Annotated in this window: 16 protein-coding genes; 6 read left to right on the plus strand and 10 right to left on the minus strand. The window is 72.3% G+C overall.

Translation table 11 applies throughout. The features are described from left to right. Positions 1–31 precede the first annotated feature (31 nt). A complete protein-coding gene (folE, locus tag ABZ079_RS28805) occupies positions 32–637 on the plus strand; it encodes a GTP cyclohydrolase I FolE (protein ID WP_093476657.1) in 606 nt (201 codons plus the stop codon). A 66-nt stretch (positions 638–703) separates the two neighbouring features. On the opposite strand, the gene ABZ079_RS28810 is transcribed toward folE, so the two are convergent. From ABZ079_RS28810 to ABZ079_RS28835, 6 genes are all read right to left on the minus strand, one after another. After that, the gene (locus ABZ079_RS28810) at positions 704–1,192 is read right to left on the minus strand and encodes a DUF3180 domain-containing protein (RefSeq protein ID WP_356942352.1); all 489 of its coding nucleotides are present in this window, start codon (positions 1,190–1,192) and stop codon (positions 704–706) included. Positions 1,193–1,250: 58 nt separating this feature from the next. Then, positions 1,251–1,862, minus strand: a complete 612-nt coding sequence (folK, locus tag ABZ079_RS28815; protein ID WP_356942353.1) for a 2-amino-4-hydroxy-6-hydroxymethyldihydropteridine diphosphokinase — start codon at positions 1,860–1,862, stop codon at positions 1,251–1,253. Further along, entirely contained in the window at positions 1,859–2,218 is a 360-nt protein-coding gene (gene folB / locus ABZ079_RS28820) for a dihydroneopterin aldolase (protein WP_356942354.1), read from the minus strand. Before folB ends, folK begins: the two co-directional genes overlap by 4 nt. A gap of 272 nt (positions 2,219–2,490) precedes the next feature. Next, positions 2,491–3,027, minus strand: a complete 537-nt coding sequence (locus tag ABZ079_RS28825; RefSeq protein WP_356942355.1) for a nuclear transport factor 2 family protein — start codon at positions 3,025–3,027, stop codon at positions 2,491–2,493. After that, positions 3,024–4,028 carry a dihydropteroate synthase gene (gene folP, locus ABZ079_RS28830; protein WP_356942356.1) on the minus strand — a complete coding sequence of 335 codons (1,005 nt, stop codon included), beginning with the start codon at positions 4,026–4,028 and terminating at the stop codon, positions 3,024–3,026. Before folP ends, ABZ079_RS28825 begins: the two co-directional genes overlap by 4 nt. A gap of 125 nt (positions 4,029–4,153) precedes the next feature. Next, a complete protein-coding gene (locus ABZ079_RS28835) occupies positions 4,154–5,968 on the minus strand; it encodes a phosphatidylglycerol lysyltransferase domain-containing protein (RefSeq protein ID WP_356942357.1) in 1,815 nt (604 codons plus the stop codon). Positions 5,969–6,195: 227 nt separating this feature from the next. Between ABZ079_RS28835 and ABZ079_RS28840 the strand changes: the two genes are divergently transcribed. After that, positions 6,196–7,323 carry an alpha/beta hydrolase-fold protein gene (locus ABZ079_RS28840; protein ID WP_356942358.1) on the plus strand — a complete coding sequence of 376 codons (1,128 nt, stop codon included), beginning with the start codon at positions 6,196–6,198 and terminating at the stop codon, positions 7,321–7,323. A gap of 94 nt (positions 7,324–7,417) precedes the next feature. Next, positions 7,418–8,743 (plus strand): hypothetical protein, encoded by a 1,326-nt coding sequence (locus ABZ079_RS28845; RefSeq protein ID WP_356942359.1) that lies wholly within the window; start codon positions 7,418–7,420, stop codon positions 8,741–8,743. A gap of 69 nt (positions 8,744–8,812) precedes the next feature. Here the strand turns inward: ABZ079_RS28845 and ABZ079_RS28850 are convergent, their stop codons facing one another. Both ABZ079_RS28850 and ABZ079_RS28855 read right to left on the minus strand, forming a co-directional pair. Then, entirely contained in the window at positions 8,813–10,141 is a 1,329-nt protein-coding gene (locus tag ABZ079_RS28850) for a PH domain-containing protein (protein ID WP_356942360.1), read from the minus strand. Then, positions 10,138–10,641 carry a PH domain-containing protein gene (locus tag ABZ079_RS28855; protein WP_356942361.1) on the minus strand — a complete coding sequence of 168 codons (504 nt, stop codon included), beginning with the start codon at positions 10,639–10,641 and terminating at the stop codon, positions 10,138–10,140. Before ABZ079_RS28855 ends, ABZ079_RS28850 begins: the two co-directional genes overlap by 4 nt. Before the next feature lie 31 nt (positions 10,642–10,672). Between ABZ079_RS28855 and ABZ079_RS28860 the strand changes: the two genes are divergently transcribed. Beyond that, positions 10,673–11,824 (plus strand): NADH-quinone oxidoreductase subunit D, encoded by a 1,152-nt coding sequence (locus tag ABZ079_RS28860; RefSeq protein WP_356942362.1) that lies wholly within the window; start codon positions 10,673–10,675, stop codon positions 11,822–11,824. A gap of 15 nt (positions 11,825–11,839) precedes the next feature. Here the strand turns inward: ABZ079_RS28860 and ABZ079_RS28865 are convergent, their stop codons facing one another. Next, positions 11,840–13,000: an SAM-dependent methyltransferase gene (locus tag ABZ079_RS28865; protein WP_356942363.1), complete on the minus strand. Its 1,161-nt coding sequence runs from the start codon at positions 12,998–13,000 to the stop codon at positions 11,840–11,842. A 118-nt stretch (positions 13,001–13,118) separates the two neighbouring features. On the opposite strand from ABZ079_RS28865, the gene ABZ079_RS28870 reads away from it, so the two are divergent. Together ABZ079_RS28870 and ABZ079_RS28875 are read left to right on the plus strand one after the other, a co-directional pair. Further along, positions 13,119–14,324: a sensor histidine kinase gene (locus ABZ079_RS28870; RefSeq protein ID WP_356942364.1), complete on the plus strand. Its 1,206-nt coding sequence runs from the start codon at positions 13,119–13,121 to the stop codon at positions 14,322–14,324. Positions 14,325–14,410: 86 nt separating this feature from the next. Then, a complete protein-coding gene (locus ABZ079_RS28875) occupies positions 14,411–15,082 on the plus strand; it encodes a response regulator transcription factor (protein ID WP_356942365.1) in 672 nt (223 codons plus the stop codon). Between the two features lie 186 nt (positions 15,083–15,268). Here the strand turns inward: ABZ079_RS28875 and ABZ079_RS28880 are convergent, their stop codons facing one another. Further along, positions 15,269–16,450, minus strand: a complete 1,182-nt coding sequence (locus ABZ079_RS28880; RefSeq protein WP_356942366.1) for a beta-eliminating lyase-related protein — start codon at positions 16,448–16,450, stop codon at positions 15,269–15,271. Positions 16,451–16,555 lie beyond the last annotated feature (105 nt).

Genomic DNA, 16,555 nt, shown 5'->3' on the forward strand with positions numbered 1-16,555 from the left:
GCAGGTAAGACGTACAGGAACGAGGCATCAGATGACCGACCCCGTGACGCTGGCCGGCGATGGCTTCATCGGCGAGTTCGACGAGAAGCGCGCCGAGAACGCCGTACGTGAACTCCTGATCGCGGTGGGTGAGGACCCGGACCGCGAGGGTCTGAAGGAGACGCCGGCCCGGGTGGCACGGGCGTATCGGGAGCTCCTGGCAGGACTGTGGCAGGAGCCCGAGGATGTTCTGACCACGACGTTCGACCTGGGGCATGACGAGATGGTCCTGGTGAAGGACATCGAAATCGTCAGTCTGTGTGAACATCACCTCTTGCCGTTCCATGGCGTGGCACACGTCGGCTACATCCCCGCCGAGACCGGCAAGATCACGGGTCTGTCGAAGCTGGCGCGCCTGGTCGAGGTGTTCGCCCGTCGCCCGCAGGTTCAGGAACGACTCACGACCCAGATCGCGGACTCCCTGATGCGCATCCTGGAGGCCCGCGGCGCGATCGTCGTCATCGAGGCCGAACACATGTGCATGTCGGTGCGCGGCATCCGCAAGCCCGGCGCGAAGACGACCACGTCGGCGGTCCGCGGTCAGCTCCGGGACGCCACGACCCGTGCCGAGGCGATGAGCCTGATACTGGCGCGATGACCTGTTGGCCGGCGGTGCCCGATCCCGAGACGGAACGGGCACCTGGCCCGCCGGCCCTGGTGGCGGTCAGGCCGCCGGCTCTGCGCCCGCGTGGTTCTGGTCGTCGTCCTCCGGGAGTTTGCAGACCCGCTCCAGGAAAAAGGCGGCCGCTATGACGCCGAGGCCCGCCAGGACCGAGAAGCCCGCGTAGATGGCCTGGTCGCGGCGGGCGGGGAAGTCGAGGAGCTCCAGGAGGAAGACGCCCGTGCCGCCGTACATGCCGGCGATGAGGGCGGCCACCAGGGCGCTGGCCTGGCCGAAGACGACGGCTCGGGCGGCCATCAGGGGGTCGACCGCCTTCGCGCCGGGGCGGCGCTCGCGCTGGGCCTTGAAGCGGGCTCGCAGCGAGAGCGCCGTGGAGAGCAGGACCACCGCGATCAGGGCGAGGACGATGGGGGCGGCCACGGGGACGCTGGGCAGTGTCCCGATCGAGTTCCAGAGGCGGGCGCCCGCCCAGGACAGGACGCCGGCCACGACGAACACGCCGACCAGCACCCTGATGCGCAGCTCTCTCACGGTGTCCCTTCAGTTCCCCCGGACCGGTCCCGGATCTTGGTCGTCTTGACCTTAACGACTACTCGGGCAGTCGGAGTTCCAGGTCCCCGCGTGCCTCCACGCCCTCGCGGGTGACGGCCGCGAGGAGATCGGCCACGGTACCGCGGCCGGGCAGCTGGGCCTGCGGGTCCACGTCGTGCCACGGAGCGAGCACGAAGGCGCGCTCGTGGGCGCGCGGGTGGGGGAGTGTGAGGTGCGGGTCGTCGGAGGTGACGCCGGCGTAGGCGACGATGTCGACGTCCAGGGTGCGCGGACCCCAGCGTTCGTCGCGGACGCGGTTGAAGGCCTCCTCGACGGCGTGCGCCCGCTCCAGCAGCGAGCCGGGGGGCAGGGTGGTCTTGAGGACCACGACCGCGTTGAAGTACGACGGCTGGCTGCCCGGCTCCACGCCCCACGGCTCGGTCTCGTACACCGGGGAGACGGCCTTCACCCGTACGCCGGGGGTGTCCTCCAGCGCGTCGACGGCACCCTGGAGGGTCTCCAGGCGGTTGCCGAGGTTGGAGCCGATGGAGATCACGGCCCACTTCGGGTTGCTCAGCGTCGTGTCGGCGGCGTCGACCTGCTCGACGACCGAGGCGGGCACCGGCTGGACGGTCGGGTCGCTGTGACCCTGGATGAAAGGTCGGGTCATACTCGGCTCCGGGTGATGGTGACGGTCACGTCGTCGAAGGGCACGGTGATCGGCGCGTCCGGCTTGTGGACGCAGACCTCGACCTCGTGGACCCCTTCGTGCTTCAGGCAGGTCTGGGCGATCCGCTCGGCGAGCGTCTCGATGAGGTTCACCGGCTCGCCCTCGACCACGGCCACGACCTCCTCGGCCACGATGCCGTAGTGCACGGTCTTCGCCAGGTCGTCGTCGGCCGCGGCCGGTCGGGTGTCCAGGCCCAGGACGAGATCGACGATGAAGGTCTGCCCCTCCTCGCGCTCCTTGGGGAACACACCGTGGTGCCCGCGGGCCTTGAGGCCGCGCAGCGCGACACGATCCACGCGAATCACTCCTGCAGTCGTCGGGAACGACCGGTCCGTACCGCGTGCGGGCGGCACACCGGCCTCAGACGAATCTACCTGCGGGCACCGACAAATCCTGGCCACGGGGGCGTGGGTCCGGGCCGGGGCCTCGAGGGTTCACCCCGTGTTTCCCCCGGAGAAACCCGGCGGCGTCATGGGGTGGTAGCCGCTCATACCCGTTGGTAGGTGATTCCAACCACTCCTTGGTCCCCGCGGATTCCGACGAAACGCCTACCGAGCCGTCTACCCACTCAGGCGAGGGGGCCGTCGTCCGGATCCACACCATTCACGCGGCCTTCTTCGTCGTCGTTGTCGTCGCTCTCGGCCAGGACGGGGGAGGCGTGGTGCGACCAGAGCTTCCAGCCGGAGGGTGTGCGCCGGAACACGTTCGTGGCGACGACGAGCTGGCCGACCAGGGGTCCCAGTTCCGCGCCCTCCTCCGGGGCGGGGCCGCCGCTGAGGATGTTCTCGGTGCACGTCACGAGTGCGGTGTCGCCGGTGACGGAGACATGCACGTCGGTGAGGAAGAACTGGATGTAGTCGGTGTTGGCCATGATCAGGGCGTACGACCTGAGGACCTCGCCGCGTCCGGTGAGCACCGGCCAGCCGGGGTGCACGCAGGAGATCACGCCGCTGTCCGCGGGGTCGTGGTACTCCTCGTCCACGCCCAGGTCGGAGGGGGTGAGCCAGAGCGAGGAGACCTCTTCGAAATCGCCGCGTTCGAGTGCCTCGTAGAAGGCGGTGTTGGCGGCCTCCACCTGCTCGACATCGGTGTGGGGGGCGCTCACCGGTCTCCTTCCGCCCCACGCTTGCCGGGTGTGCCGGGCGCGTGCTGAGCACCATGCGCCCCACGTCCACTCTCCATGCCCGGCGTGTTCCCTGACGCGCGCGCCCCGCGCTCGCGCTCCGCGTCCGGCGCCGACTCCGCCGTACGCGCCCCCTCCACGGCGCGGGCGACCCGTACCGCGTCCGCGGTGGCGCGTACCTCGTGGACGCGCACCGCCCAGGCGCCGGCCTGCGCCGCGAGCGCGGAGACGGCGGCCGTGGCGGCGTCGCGCTCCCTGGCCGGCGGGGGCGCCCCTTCCGGGCCGGCGAGGACCCGGCCGAGGAACCGCTTGCGGGAGGCGGCGACCAGCAGGGGGTGACCGAGGGCGTGCAGGCGGTCCAGGTGGGCGAGGAGGGTGAGGTCGTGCTCGGCCTCCTTGGAGAAGCCGAGCCCGGGGTCCACGACGATGCGGTCGGGGGTGATGCCGCCCGCCAGAACGGCCTCCACGCGCGCGTGGAGTTCGTCCACGACTTCGGCGACGACGTCCTCGTAGGCGCCCTTGACGTTTTGGCCCTGGAGGAAGCCGCGCCAGTGCATGACGACGAACGGGGCGCCCGCGTCGGCGACCACCGGGATCATCGCGGGGTCGGCGAGGCCGCCGCTGACGTCGTTGACGAGGGCGGCGCCGGCCGCGAGGGACCGCTCGGCGACGGAGGCGCGCATGGTGTCGACGGAGACGACCACGCCTTCGGAGGCGAGGCCGCGCACGACGGGGATGACGCGCCGCACTTCCTCGTCCTCGTCCACGCGGGTGGCGCCGGGCCGGGTGGACTCACCGCCGACGTCGACCAGGTCCGCGCCCTCGGCGACCAGCTCGAGGCCGTGCTTGACGGCGGCGGTCGTGTCGAACCAGCGGCCGCCGTCGGAGAAGGAATCGGGGGTCACGTTCACGACGCCCATGACCGCGCACCGGTCCCATGCCGGAAGGCCCGTCACTCGGCCGCGCCCGCTGTGGTTGTTCATACGTTCAGCGTAGGCCCAGGAGAGCGCCGGGAACGCGCGGCGGCCCGGGCGGAAGCCCCGGCGCCGGAGGGGTGGGACCTCCGGCCGGACCGGGACCGGGTCCGTACGGCGCGCTCCGTGCGGGCTCAGGCCGCCCGGACGTCCCGCTCGGCCACGGCGTGCGCGCACGGGCGCTCGACGGCCGTGCGGCGCCGGCGCAGGAAGCGCGGCAGCGGCAGGGCGAGGTCGACGAAGCCTTCCGCCTGCATGGCGGCGAAGCCGATACGGGGCAGGTCGGCGGAGGCCCGGTAGACCACGAAGCGGGGCTCCCAGCGAGGCTGGAACTTGGCGTTGAACTTGTACAGCGACTCGATCTGGAACCAGCGCGAGAGAAACACCAGCAGCCCGCGCCAGGCACGCAGGACCGGGCCGGCGCCGATCTTCTCCCCGCGCGCGAGGGCGGAGCGGAACATCGCGAAGTTCAGCGAGATCCGGGTGATGCCCAACCGGGGGGCGGCCTGCAGGGCGGCGACGATCAGCAGTTCGTTCATGCCGGGGTCGGCGCTGCGGTCGCGGCGCATGAGGTCCAGCGAGACGCCGTCCTTGCCCCAGGGGACGAAGTGCAGGATCGCCTTCAGGTCGCCGTACTCGCCGGGCGCGTCGTCGGCCTTGTGGGCGGTGGCGATCAAACAGTCGGCGTCGAGGGCGTCGCCGATGCGGCCGAGGGCCATGGAGAAGCCGCGTTCGGTGTCGGTGCCCCGCCAGTCCTCCGCCGCGCGGCGGATGCGCTCCAGCTCGGCCTCGCCGAGGTCACGGATGCGCCGTACCCGGGTTTCGTAGCCGGCCCGCTCGATGCGCTTGACCATTTGGCGCACGTTGCGCATCGCGCGTCCGGCGAGCGAGAAATCCGCGACCTCGACCACCGCCTCGTCGCCGAGTTCCAGGGCGTCGAGCCCGGTCTCGCGGGTCCACACCTCACCGCCGGTCTCCGAGCAGCCCATGACGGCCGGGGTCCAGGAGTGGGCCGTGGCCTCGTCCATGAAGCGCTCGATGGCGCCGGGCCAGGCCTCGACGTCGCCGATGGGGTCGCCGCTGGCGAGCATCACACCGGAGACGACGCGGTAGGTGACCGCGGCCTTGCCGCTGGGGGAGAAGACGACGGCCTTGTCGCGGCGCAGCGCGAAGTGGCCGAGGGAGTCGCGGCTGCCGTGCTTGGCCAGCAGGCCACGCAGTTTCTCCTCGTCCTCCGCGGTGAGGCGGGCGGCCGGGTGTTCGGGGCGGAAGGCCAGGTAGATGGTGGTGACCGCGGTGATCCAGCCGAGCGCGCCCAGGGAGAAGGCGACGGTCCAGGAGGTGTTGCCCTGGTAGTCGACCGGGCCCTCGAAGCCGGACAGGCCGTAGATGACGTGTGTCAGCCGGTCGGCGAGGCTCGGGTCACCGATCGTCCGGTCCGGGTGGACGCTGACGATGACGAGTCCGAGCATGAGGGAACCGGCGCTCATCAGGACGAAGTTGGCGAGCGCGCGCCAGCGGCTGCGGGGGTCGGGCAGAGCCGCGAACTCGTCCCGGTGGCGCAGCAGCGGTACGAGCAGCGCGACCGCGATGAGCACGCCGACGATCGAGTGCCGGTACGCGAACTGCGCCGCCGCGCCCGCCGGCAGCAGCGCGACCGCGGCACGCCACGCCCGGCGCTTGCGCCGCTTGAGCCCGTGCGCAAGCAGCAGCAACAGCACGCCCGCGCTGAGCGAGAGCGCCGCGGCGAAGGGCCCGAAGGAGCCCGGCAGCACCTCGGCGAGGGCGTGCATACGGCTGTGCCGGAAGCGCGGGAACACGCCCGCGGCGATGTCCAGGACGCCCACGATCGCGGCCGCCCTGCCGACCAGAGCGGGGACGACCTCGGGGCGCGGGCCGCGGATTATCCGCCGCGCCCGGCTTGATCGGTTCGGAACCTCGCCCGACATTTCCCCATCTATCCTGACAGACATCGCATCCCGTAGTTCTGCGAGAGACCTTGAACCCGGGCCCGATCGGGCATCCGGCGACATTGCGCCCTCTAGGACGGTGTCTTGGGGAAAGAGGTTCACTCCCCACCGGAAAGTCGGGTCAAGGTCAAGGAAAGGCCCGGGCAAGCCCTCGCGACGAAGCGCGGGCGCGGCACGGGCGGAAAGCACAGGCAGGAAAACAATCCATGGGTCTCACGAGCAACAAAGTGCTGGTGCTGGCGGTGGTGGTCGCCGCCGTGCTGTTCGTCGGCACGGTGTGGCTCTGGCCGCGCCTGGCACGGCAGAACTGGCGGACCGTCAGCGGACGGGTCGGCCTCATGCTGGCCACTCAGCTGACGCTCTTCGCGTCCGTCGGGCTCGCCGCCAACCAGGCCTTCGGTTTCTATGCCAGCTGGGCGGACCTGCTCGGCAAGGAGACCGACCCGGGGATCGTCGTCGACCACTCGGCCCACGGCAGCACGGGCGGTCCGCTCCAGGTGGTCTCCACGTCCGACGTGCCGGGCGTGCGCGCCTCCCGGCCGGAGACGGGCGGGCAGATCCAGAAGGTCGACATCGTCGGCCGTACGAGCCACATCGCCACTCCGGCGTTCGTGTACCTGCCGCCGGAGTACTTCCAGCCGCAGTACCGCACGCGTACGTTCCCGGTGGCCGTCGTGCTGACCGGCTATCCGGGCACGGCGCAGGCGCTGGTGAGCAAGCTGAACTACCCGCGCACGGCGCAGCAGCTGGCCAAGGACGGACGGATGCAGCCGATGATCCTGGTGATGCTGCGGCCGACCGTGGCGCCGCCGCGGGACACCGAGTGCGTGGACGTCCCGGGCGGGCCGCAGGCGGAAACGTTTTTCGCGAAGGATCTTCCGGAAGCCGTGCTCGCGCACTACCGGGTGGGCAAGCGGCCGGGCAGCTGGGGCGTCATCGGCGACTCCACGGGCGGCTACTGCGCGCTCAAGCTCGCCATGCACCACCCCAAGGTGTACGCGGCCGCCGCGGGCCTGTCGCCCTACTACAAGGCGCCGATCGACCCCACGACCGGTGACCTCTTCCATGGCGACAAGAACCTGCAGAACCGTGCTGACCTGTGGTGGCTCATCAAGCACGAGCGGGCGCCCGACACCTCACTGCTCGTCACCAGCAGCAAGGTCGGCGAGCACAACTACAAGGACACCCTCAAGTTCATAGAGGACGTGCAGGCCACGAACGTGACCCGGATCTCGTCGATCATCCTCGACAGCGGCGGGCACAACTTCAACACCTGGCGGCGCGAGATCCCGCCGACGCTGCAGTGGATCAGCGGGCGGCTCACCGACCGCTGAGCCGGCGTGCCCCTGGCGCCTCGTGAAGCCCGCGAAGCGGTGTTTTTACCGGGCGGGGGTCCACGAGCCGCCTACGCGCGGTAAGTTTCTGGCCATGCCACGTGGACGCCACCGCCATTCCCCGCCTCTGCACCGGCTGTTGCCTCCCTCGGCGATCGCCGGTGTCTCCGTCGTCTGCGCGCTGGGTCCCTGGGTCTTCTCCGAGGTCACGGTGGTGCGGGTACTGGCCGCCGCCGCCGCGGCGACGGCGATCGTCGGCGCGGTCGTGATGCGCCGCTGGGACACGCAGGCGGGCAAGCGCGTCGCCGAACTCACGCGCGCGCGTGCCGGCGACGAGTGGCGGTACGAGGAGCGGGTCGCCGAACTGGAGACCGATCTGGAGGAGTCCCGCGAGCTGCGCGCGAAGCTGGAGCAGCGGCTGCGCGCCAAGCGGGCGGAGTTGGCGGGCCTGCGGAACGAGCACGCCGCCCTGCTGCGGCGGTACGCCACGGCGGAGACCGAGCGCGCGAGCGCCCTGGAGGGACGCCGGCTGCTGGAGATCGAGTCGGCCGCGCCCTCGTCCTCGCCGGCGCTCCCGCCTGCGCGGAGCGCCGAGCGCGAGGCGATCGAGGCGGCCCGTGAGGGCTCCGAGAACTCCGACGGCTCTGAGAACTCCGACGGCTCTGAGAATTCCGACGGTCCTGAGAACGCCGACGGCGCCGAGGTCAACGTGGCTTCCCAGGGCGGGCCGAAGGCGCACGCGGTGTTCTCGCCCGAGGGCTCATGGTTGTACCGGAAGGCCCTGACGGCCCTGGCCCGGTTCGACCGGGACGCTCCGGTCACGACCGATGCCTTTGAGGCGGAGGCCACCGAGCCGGAGGCTCCCAAGAACGGGTCGGCCGAGGCGGAGCCCGTCGCCAAAGGAGAAGGCGCCGCGGACGGCGTGACGGACGAGTCCGGTGCTCCCCGGGGCGAGGCCGGTGTTCCCGGGAGCCAGCCCGCTGCGCCGGCCGCCGGGGAGGGCGAGGAGCCGGGGCAGCCCGCGGCGGCCGACGGACACGCGCACGCGGCCGCCGCCACGACGGCACCGGCCGAGCCCGCCCAGCCCGTGCCCCAGCCGCCCGCCGGACACTTCGCGGTGCCGACCGCGGTGGCCGTCGTACCGGCCACACCCGTGCGGCGCCCGGTGGTCGAGGGTGGTTTCGACTTCTTCGGCACCCAGAAGAGCGACGCACCGAAGGCCGCGCTGGACTCCGTGCAGAACGAGGATCTCGCCGATGTCGTCGGCCAGGAGGCCCTCGCCGTGCACAAGGCCGAGTCGGAGGCCGAGTTCAAGTCCGCCGACGCGCACTCGCGCGGTGCCGGCCAGGTCATCGACCTGACCGCGCACGACGAGACCGAGCAGATCGACGTCCAGCGGCTGCGCAGCGCGGCTTCCTGAGCCTCCGTCGCGCGGTACCCGCGAGGCATCGGGCCCGGCTTCCCCGGTGGGGAGCCGGGCCCTGTTGTCTCAGCCGGTCATCCAGCGGTCCGGGCGGGCGTCCCGGCGGCCGGTACGGGACCGCTCCGCCTGCTCGTGCAGCAGCCGCGCGGCCTCCTCCGCGTCCCGCAGCCGGGCCGTCACGGTCTTGTCGGCCCCGGTGTCCACGTGGACGTCGGCGAGCCGCCACAGGCGCTCCCAGGGCCCCTGAGTGAGCCGTACGCTCTGCACCTTGGCGTGCGGGACCAGCGAGAGCCGGCGGCGCAGCAGGCCGTCACGGGTGGCGAACACCGTTCCGGTGACGGTGGTGTGGTGTCCGCGCCACCACACCGGTACGCACCACCGGGCCCGCCGCGGCGACCGCGACAGCTCCTGCGGCACCGTCACACCGGGCAGCACGCGCGCGATGACCGACTCGGCGAGTGCGCGCGGGGCGACCGGGATCAGCACCGAGTTCGCGGACCCGGCCACGTCGAGTTCCACCCGGACCCAGTCGAGCCGCCGCCACAGGAGCGGCTCCACGATGCGCACGGTCTGCACCCGTCCGGGTGGCACCGTCTCGTGGGCACGGTCGAGCAGCCCGTGGTCGATGCGCAGCCCGTCCGGGGACTCGCTCACCGTCCAGTCGAACTCGGCGACGAACCGTCCCACGCTGCTCGCGCCGGCCGCGCCGAGCAGTGGCAGGGCGATGGCGAGGACCGTCCACAGACCGTGGGTGGTGAGCCACAGCACGGTGGGCACGACGAGCACGGCGCACAGCGCGCCCCAGGTGGCGCCCGTCCGCACCAGGGAGCGCACCAGCTCGCGCGGCGGTACGCGCAGCAGCTCGTGCGCCGGCGCTTCGCCGACTTCATGCGCCGTCTCGGGCTCGAAACCCGCCGCGCGCGCGAGCAGCTCCGCGCGCAGGTCGCGCGCCTCCTGTTCGCCCAGGAAGGCCAGCTCATCCTTGTCGTCGGCGCCGACGACGTCTATCCGCACCTTCGCGACGCCCGCCACGCGCGCGAGGAGCGGACGGGAGACGTCCACGGCCTGGATGCGCTCCAGCCGGATGTGCGCGGTACGCCGGAACAGCAGCCCGGTACGGATGCGGAGTTCGGTGTCGGTGACCGCGAAGTGCGTGAACCACCAGGACAGGAAGCCGTAGAGGCCGGCCACCGGCACCAGCACCGCGAGGCCCAGCAGGAGCATGGTGGTGGTCAGCCGCGCCAGCTGCTCCTGGGCCCCGTCCGGGTCGTGCACCGCCCAGCCGGCCAGGACCGCGACCGGCGCCCACGCCCGGCGGAAGGGCGTGATCGGGTGCAGGCGGCGCTCGGTGACGGGCGGGCGCTCCGGTATGCCACCGAGGTCCGAGGAGGTCACAGGCCCGCCGATCGGGCCTCGCCCAGCTCGGTGAGCCGGTCGCGCAGACGTTCCGCCTCGGCAGGGTCCAGGCCGGGGATGGTCGCGTCGGTCGCGGCGGCCGCCGTGTGCAGCTGCACGGTGGCCAGCCCGAAGCGCCGCTCCACGGGCCCGGAGGTCACCTCCACCAGTTGCATCCGCCCGTACGGCACCACCGTCTCCTCACGCCACAGAACACCGCGGCTGATCAGCAGGTCGTCGGCGCGCTCGGCGTACCGCCACGAGCGCCAGTTGCGCTCCAGCAGCCGCCAGCACCACGCGGCGAAGGCCGGCGGCAGCAGCGCGAAGGCCGCCCACGCGGGCCCCGCCAGCAGGCCCAGCGGCAGGCCCGTGACGACCGCCAGCACCCCCATCCACACCACGACCAGCAGTCGGCGCACGCGCAGCAGACCGGGCTCCAGGCCCCGCCACACCGGCTCGTCCCCCGGCATCCCGGCCCTTTCCCGGCTCCCCGTTTCCATGGGGCCAGCGTACGTAGGGGAAACTGGGGCCATGACTCCTACGACGGAGACCACGGTCGGGATCGGCGGTGCCGCGGAGAGCACCGACATGGTGCTCAACATCGGGCCCCAGCATCCGTCCACGCACGGCGTGCTGCGGCTCAGGCTCGTGCTGGACGGGGAGCGCATCGTGCGCGCGGAGCCGGTGATCGGCTATATGCACCGCGGCGCCGAGAAGCTCTTCGAGGCACGCGACTACCGGCAGATCATCATGCTCGCCAACCGCCACGACTGGCTGTCGGCTTTCTCGAACGAGCTGGGCGTGGTCCTCGCCGTTGAGCGGATGCTCGGCATGGAGGTCCCCGAGCGGGCGGTGTGGACACGCACCCTGCTCGCCGAGCTCAACCGGATGCTGAACCACCTGATGTTCCTCGGCTCCTACCCGCTGGAGCTGGGCGGGATCACGCCGGTGTTCTACGCGTTCCGGGAGCGCGAGGTGCTCCAGAACGTCATGGAGGAGGTCTCCGGCGGACGCATGCACTACATGTTCAACCGTGTCGGCGGCCTCAAGGAGGACCTGCCGGACGGGTGGACCGCACGCGCGCGTGCCGCCGTCGCCGCCGTGCGCTCGCGCATGGACGTCTTCGACGACCTGGTGCTCGGCAACGAGATCTTCCGGGGGCGCACGCGGGGAGTGGGGGTGCTCGCGCCCGAGGCGGTGCACGCCTACGGTGTGAGCGGACCCATCGCGCGCGGTTCGGGCGTCGACTTCGATCTGCGCCGCGACGAGCCGTACCTCGCCTACGGCGACCTCCAGGACACCCTGAAGGTCGTCACCCGGAGCGAGGGCGACTGCCTCGCGCGCTTCGAGGTCCTGCTGGACCAGACGCACAACGCGCTGGACCTCGCCGACGCCTGCCTCGACCGGCTCACGGAGCTGCCGCCGGGGCCGATCAACCAGCGCCTGCCGAAGGTGCTGAAGGCGCCCGAGGGCCACACGTACGCGTGGACCGAGAACCCGCTCGGGATCAACGGTTACTACCTGGTCAGCAAGGGCGAGAAGACCCCGTACCGGCTGAAGCTGCGCTCGGCGTCGTACAACAACATCCAGGCCCTGACCGAGCTGCTGCCGGGGACGCTGGTGGCGGACATGGTGGCGATCCTGGGCTCGATGTTCTTCGTGGTCGGAGACATCGACAAGTAGGCGAGCAGGTCGGTCTCAGGCGAGCGGGTGGGGAACACCCACCGGCTGGATCAGCCAGCCGAAGTCGCCCAGGCCACCCGGGGCGGTGAGTTCGGCCGCCTCGCCGGCGCTCGCGAGGGCGCGTACATAGGCGGCGGGGTCCGTGGAGGCGAGCGCGAGCGGGGGGCGTGCGCCGGTGAGGTCCAGGGCGCGCAGAGCGGCGCGCTGGGTGAAGAGGCGCGCGGCGGGCCTACGCGCCACTTCCGCAGGCCCCTTCGCCGTGCCTGCGGGCGCGCGGCAAGAGGTGGGCGCCGGTTCGGAGGGCGCGCGCGCCGTGCTGCTGGGCGTGTACGGCCCGCATGTGTGTGGGGTGCTCGGGAGCACGCCTGGTGTGCAAGCCGCCGCGCACGCGTCCAGGGCCACGTGCGCCGTGATGTCGCACGAGCCGTCCGGTACGGGCGCCGTCTCCCGCCCCTCCCGGAAGCCGGTGAGCGTGCCGAACGGGGGGCGCGTGTCCACGGTGTGCCCGTAGTCCACGGCCACCGCGAGCCCTCGCACCACCCGGCCGACTGCGGATGCCCAGGCCCGGTCCCGGGGCAGCCCGATCTCCGCCCGCAGCCCCTGCTCGGCCGGCAGCGGCCACCAGCGCGCCAGCCACTCCGCGTCCGCGCCGGTCACGGGCTCCCCGAGCCGCTCGGAGCCGTCCTGCGCGACGAGCACCAGCCGGGGCACACCCGCGGAGTCCACCTCGGCGACGTCCACCGGCACGTTGTCCAGCCACTCGTTGGCGAACAGCAGCCCGGTGATCGCGTCCGGGGGTTCGCTCAGCCAGGTGATCCGTGCGTCCAGGCCGGCCGGGCGGTCGGCGAGTTCGACGGCGTACCCGCGCGCGCGTGCGGCCACGTCGGCGGGCAGGGCGGCGAGCACCCCCGCGACCAGTTCGCCCCGCCCGGCGCCCATGTCGACGAAGTCCAGCACCGCGGGCCTCCCCAGCGCCTCGTCGACCCGGCACAGCAACCGGGCCACAGCCCGCGCGAACAGCGTGGACGCGTGCACGGACGTACGGAAGTGACCGGCCGGACCCTCCGGACGGCGGTAGAAGCCGCCGGGCCCGTACAGCGCCGCCCCCGCCGCCGCGCGCCAGCCGCGCAGCCCGGGCTCCTCGCGCCGCCTCTCCTCCGTCGTCTCATCCGTCACCGGACCAGACTAGGCGCACAGATGATCACCTCCTCCACCTTGCGGAGTACGCGCGCCGGGCGCGGATCGGCCCTCCGGTTGACCCCTGCACGCATCTGGTTTCCCTACTCTGGGTTACGTGCAGCGCCTCTATGACTTCCTCCGCCGCCACCCGACCTGGGTCGACACCTTCTGGGCCGTCGTCCTGCTCGGGCTGTCCGGCCTGAGCGTGGTCAATCTCGACGGGGTGCCCGGTCACCACGGGACGATCGCCGCGGGGATGACCGTGTCCGCGGTCCTGTGCGCCGTCGTCGCACTGCGCCGCCGCTTCCCGGAGGCGATGCTGCTGCTCGCCCTCGCGGCCGGGCTCGCCCAGCTGGTCCTGGACGTGGAGACGACCGTCGCCGACTTCGCGATGCTGGTGATCACCTACACGGTCGCGGCGCTCGGCGCGCGCTGGGCCTCCCGGCTCGCACTGGCCGTCAGCCTCTGCGCGGCGGTCCTCGCGCAGATCCGCTGGCCGGCCGAGCACACCGGCTTCCTCGGGCAGATCGCGATAGCGGTCTTCCAGACGGTCCCCTTCGCCCTCGCCTGGGTGCTCGGCGACTCCATGCGCACCCGGCGCGCCTACTTCGCCGAGCTGGAGGAGCGCGCCGCCCGCCTGGAGAAGGAGCGCGAGGCGCAGTCGAAGGTCGCGGTCGCCGCCGAGCGCGCCCGCATCGCGCGTGAGCTGCACGACGTCGTCGCGCACAACGTGTCCGTGATGGTCGTGCAGGCCGACGGCGCCGCCTACGTCCTCGACACCGCACCCGACCAGGCCAAGAAGGCCCTGGAGACGATCTCCTCCACCGGCCGCCAGGCCCTCGCCGAGATGCGCCGCCTGCTGGGCGTGCTGCGCACCGGCGAGCACCAGGAGAGCGGGGAGTACGTCCCGCAGCCCGACGTCGGGCAGATCGACGACCTCATCGAGCAGTGCCGCACCTCAGGTCTCCCCGTCGACTTCAAGGTCGAGGGCACCCGGCGCCCGCTGCCCAGCGGCGTGGAGCTGACCGCGTACCGGATCGTGCAGGAGGCGCTCACCAACACCCGCAAGCACGGCGGGCCGAACGCGGGCGCGAGCGTACGGCTGGTCTACTTCGACGACGGGCTCGGCCTGCTCGTCGAGGACGACGGCAAGGGCGCCCCGCACGAGCTGTACGAGGAGGGCGGCGCCGACGGGCGGGGACACGGCCTGATCGGCATGCGCGAGCGGGTCGGCATGGTCGGCGGCACCCTGGACGCCGGTCCGCGTCCGGGCGGAGGATTCCGCATCAGCGCCCTGCTGCCGCTCAAACCAGCGCACTGACGACCTCGCGCGCCCCCGGTTTGACACCTGTCTCGTCCCCTCCCGTGCAACGCCCCTTCCCGCCCGCCCCGAACGAAAGAGACCCGATGACGATCCGCGTGATGCTCGTCGACGACCAGATGCTGCTGCGCACCGGGTTCCGGATGGTGCTCGCCGCCCAGCCGGACATGGAGGTCGTCGCGGAGGCGGGCGACGGCGTCGAGGCCCTCCAGGTGCTGCGGTCCACCGCCGTCGACGTCGTCCTGATGGACGTCCGCATGCCGAAGCTGGACGGTGTGGAGACCACCCGGCGGATCTGCTTGGAGCCCAACCCCCCGAAGGTGCTGATACTGACCACCTTCGACCTCGACGAGTACGCCTTCTCCGGGCTCAAGGCGGGCGCCTCCGGCTTCATGCTCAAGGACGTGCCGCCCGGCGAGCTGCTGACCGCCATCCGTGCCGTGCACAGCGGTGACGCGGTGGTGGCTCCCTCGACCACCCGGCGCCTGCTGGACCGCTTCGCGCCGATGCTGCCCTCCACCGGCAAGGAGACCCAGCACAAGGAGCTGGAGCGGCTCACCGAGCGGGAGCGCGAGGTGATGGTGCTGGTCGCGCAGGGGCTGTCCAACGGCGAGATCGCGGCCCGGCTCGTGCTGAGCGAGGCGACGGTGAAGACCCACGTGGGCCGCATCCTGACCAAGCTCGCCCTGCGCGACCGGGTGCAGGTGGTGGTGCTGGCGTACGAGACCGGTCTGGTGCGCGCGGGCGGCCCCCGCTGACGGCGGTCGCGCCGGCGGGCCGGCCCGCAGGGCCTTCGGGCCTCAGCGCAGGAAGGGGCGGGAGCCGCTCGCGGGGTAGGTGATCGAGGGCTGCCGGCCGTACCGGTGCAGGACCATGAGGTGCGGCCGGCCGAGACTGGAGCGCCGGCTGCGCCCACGCGCGCTCGGCTGGGTCTTGTGCGGCGGCTAGGCCTTGTCCGGCAGGCGGTCCACGAAGTCCCGCACCGCCGTGCGGACGTCGTCGGCCGTCCACTCCAGGCCCGCTGCACGGACGACGACCTCCGTGAACGCGATACCGGGACCTGCGGCGTCCCAGGCGTTCGCGAAGAGCAGCACCGAGGTCTCCTCGGCCTGGCGCACGGCCGCCTCGGCCACCACGTCCGGCTCGTACGGCAGCCAGACCTGGAACTCGTGGGTGTGGGGCTCCTCCGGGTGGACGCGGGCCCAGGGCACCCCGGCCGCGAAGCCCTCGCGCAGCGCGCAGGCCACCACGCGCGCGTGACGTACGTACTCGGGCAGCCGTGGCAGCTCATGGTCCAGGCCGATGAGCGCGGACAGTGCGGTCGGGAACTGCTGGAAGATCATGCCGCCGTACCGGTGCCGCCAGGTCTTCGCCTCCTCCACCAGCGTCTTCGGGCCGGCGAGCGCGGCGCCACCGAAGCCGCCGACGGACTTGTAGAACGACACGTAGACGCTGTCGGCCAGGCCCGCGATCTCCTCCAGAGGGCGCCCGAAGTGCTCCGTGCACTCCCACAGGCGCGCACCGTCGAAGTGCACGACCGCGTCGCGCTCCCGCGCCGCCTCGACGACCTCGGTCAGCTCCTCCCAGGTGGGAAGCACGAAACCGGCGTCCCGCAGCGGCAGTTCCAGCATCAGCGCCCCGAAGGGCTCCTCGAAGTCGCGTATCTCGGCCGCCGTGGGCGGCCGGGGTCCGCTGCCCACCCTGACCGGACGCAGACCACTGACTCGGCTGAACGCGTGCCGCTCGTGCACCTCCGGGTGGGACAGGGGATGCAGGGCCACGGTCGGGTCGCCGGTGCGGGCCGCCCAGCAGCGCAGGGCCACCTGCTGGGCCATCGTGCCCGTCGGGAAGAAAGCGGCGGCCTCCGTGCCGAGCAGCGCGGCGACCCGCTCCTCCAGGGCGGCCACGATCCGGTCGCCGTAGACGTCGGCCGGCTCGTCCAGGTCGTACACCCCGGCCCCCGCCTCCGTCAGATGTGCGAGACGTTCGCGGATCGTGGACCGCCAGCCCCCGCGGGACAGCGTGCGCCGTACCTGCCGCTGGGCAGCCGCGCGCCGCTCCCGCAACCGCTCCGGTGCCGGTCGTTCCGCGGCCTGCCTGGTGCCGTGTCCTGCCGTGTCGGTCATGCCGTGGATCATCCCGTGCCGGACCGGCGGGGGCACCGGGATTTCCGCGCCGCGCCCCCGGTCCGGAGGCGTGGCGAAACCCACAGCCTGTGGACAACCGACCGG

The sequence above is a fragment of the Streptomyces sp. NPDC006314 genome (assembly GCF_040613075.1).
Lineage (GTDB): Bacteria > Actinomycetota > Actinomycetes > Streptomycetales > Streptomycetaceae > Streptomyces.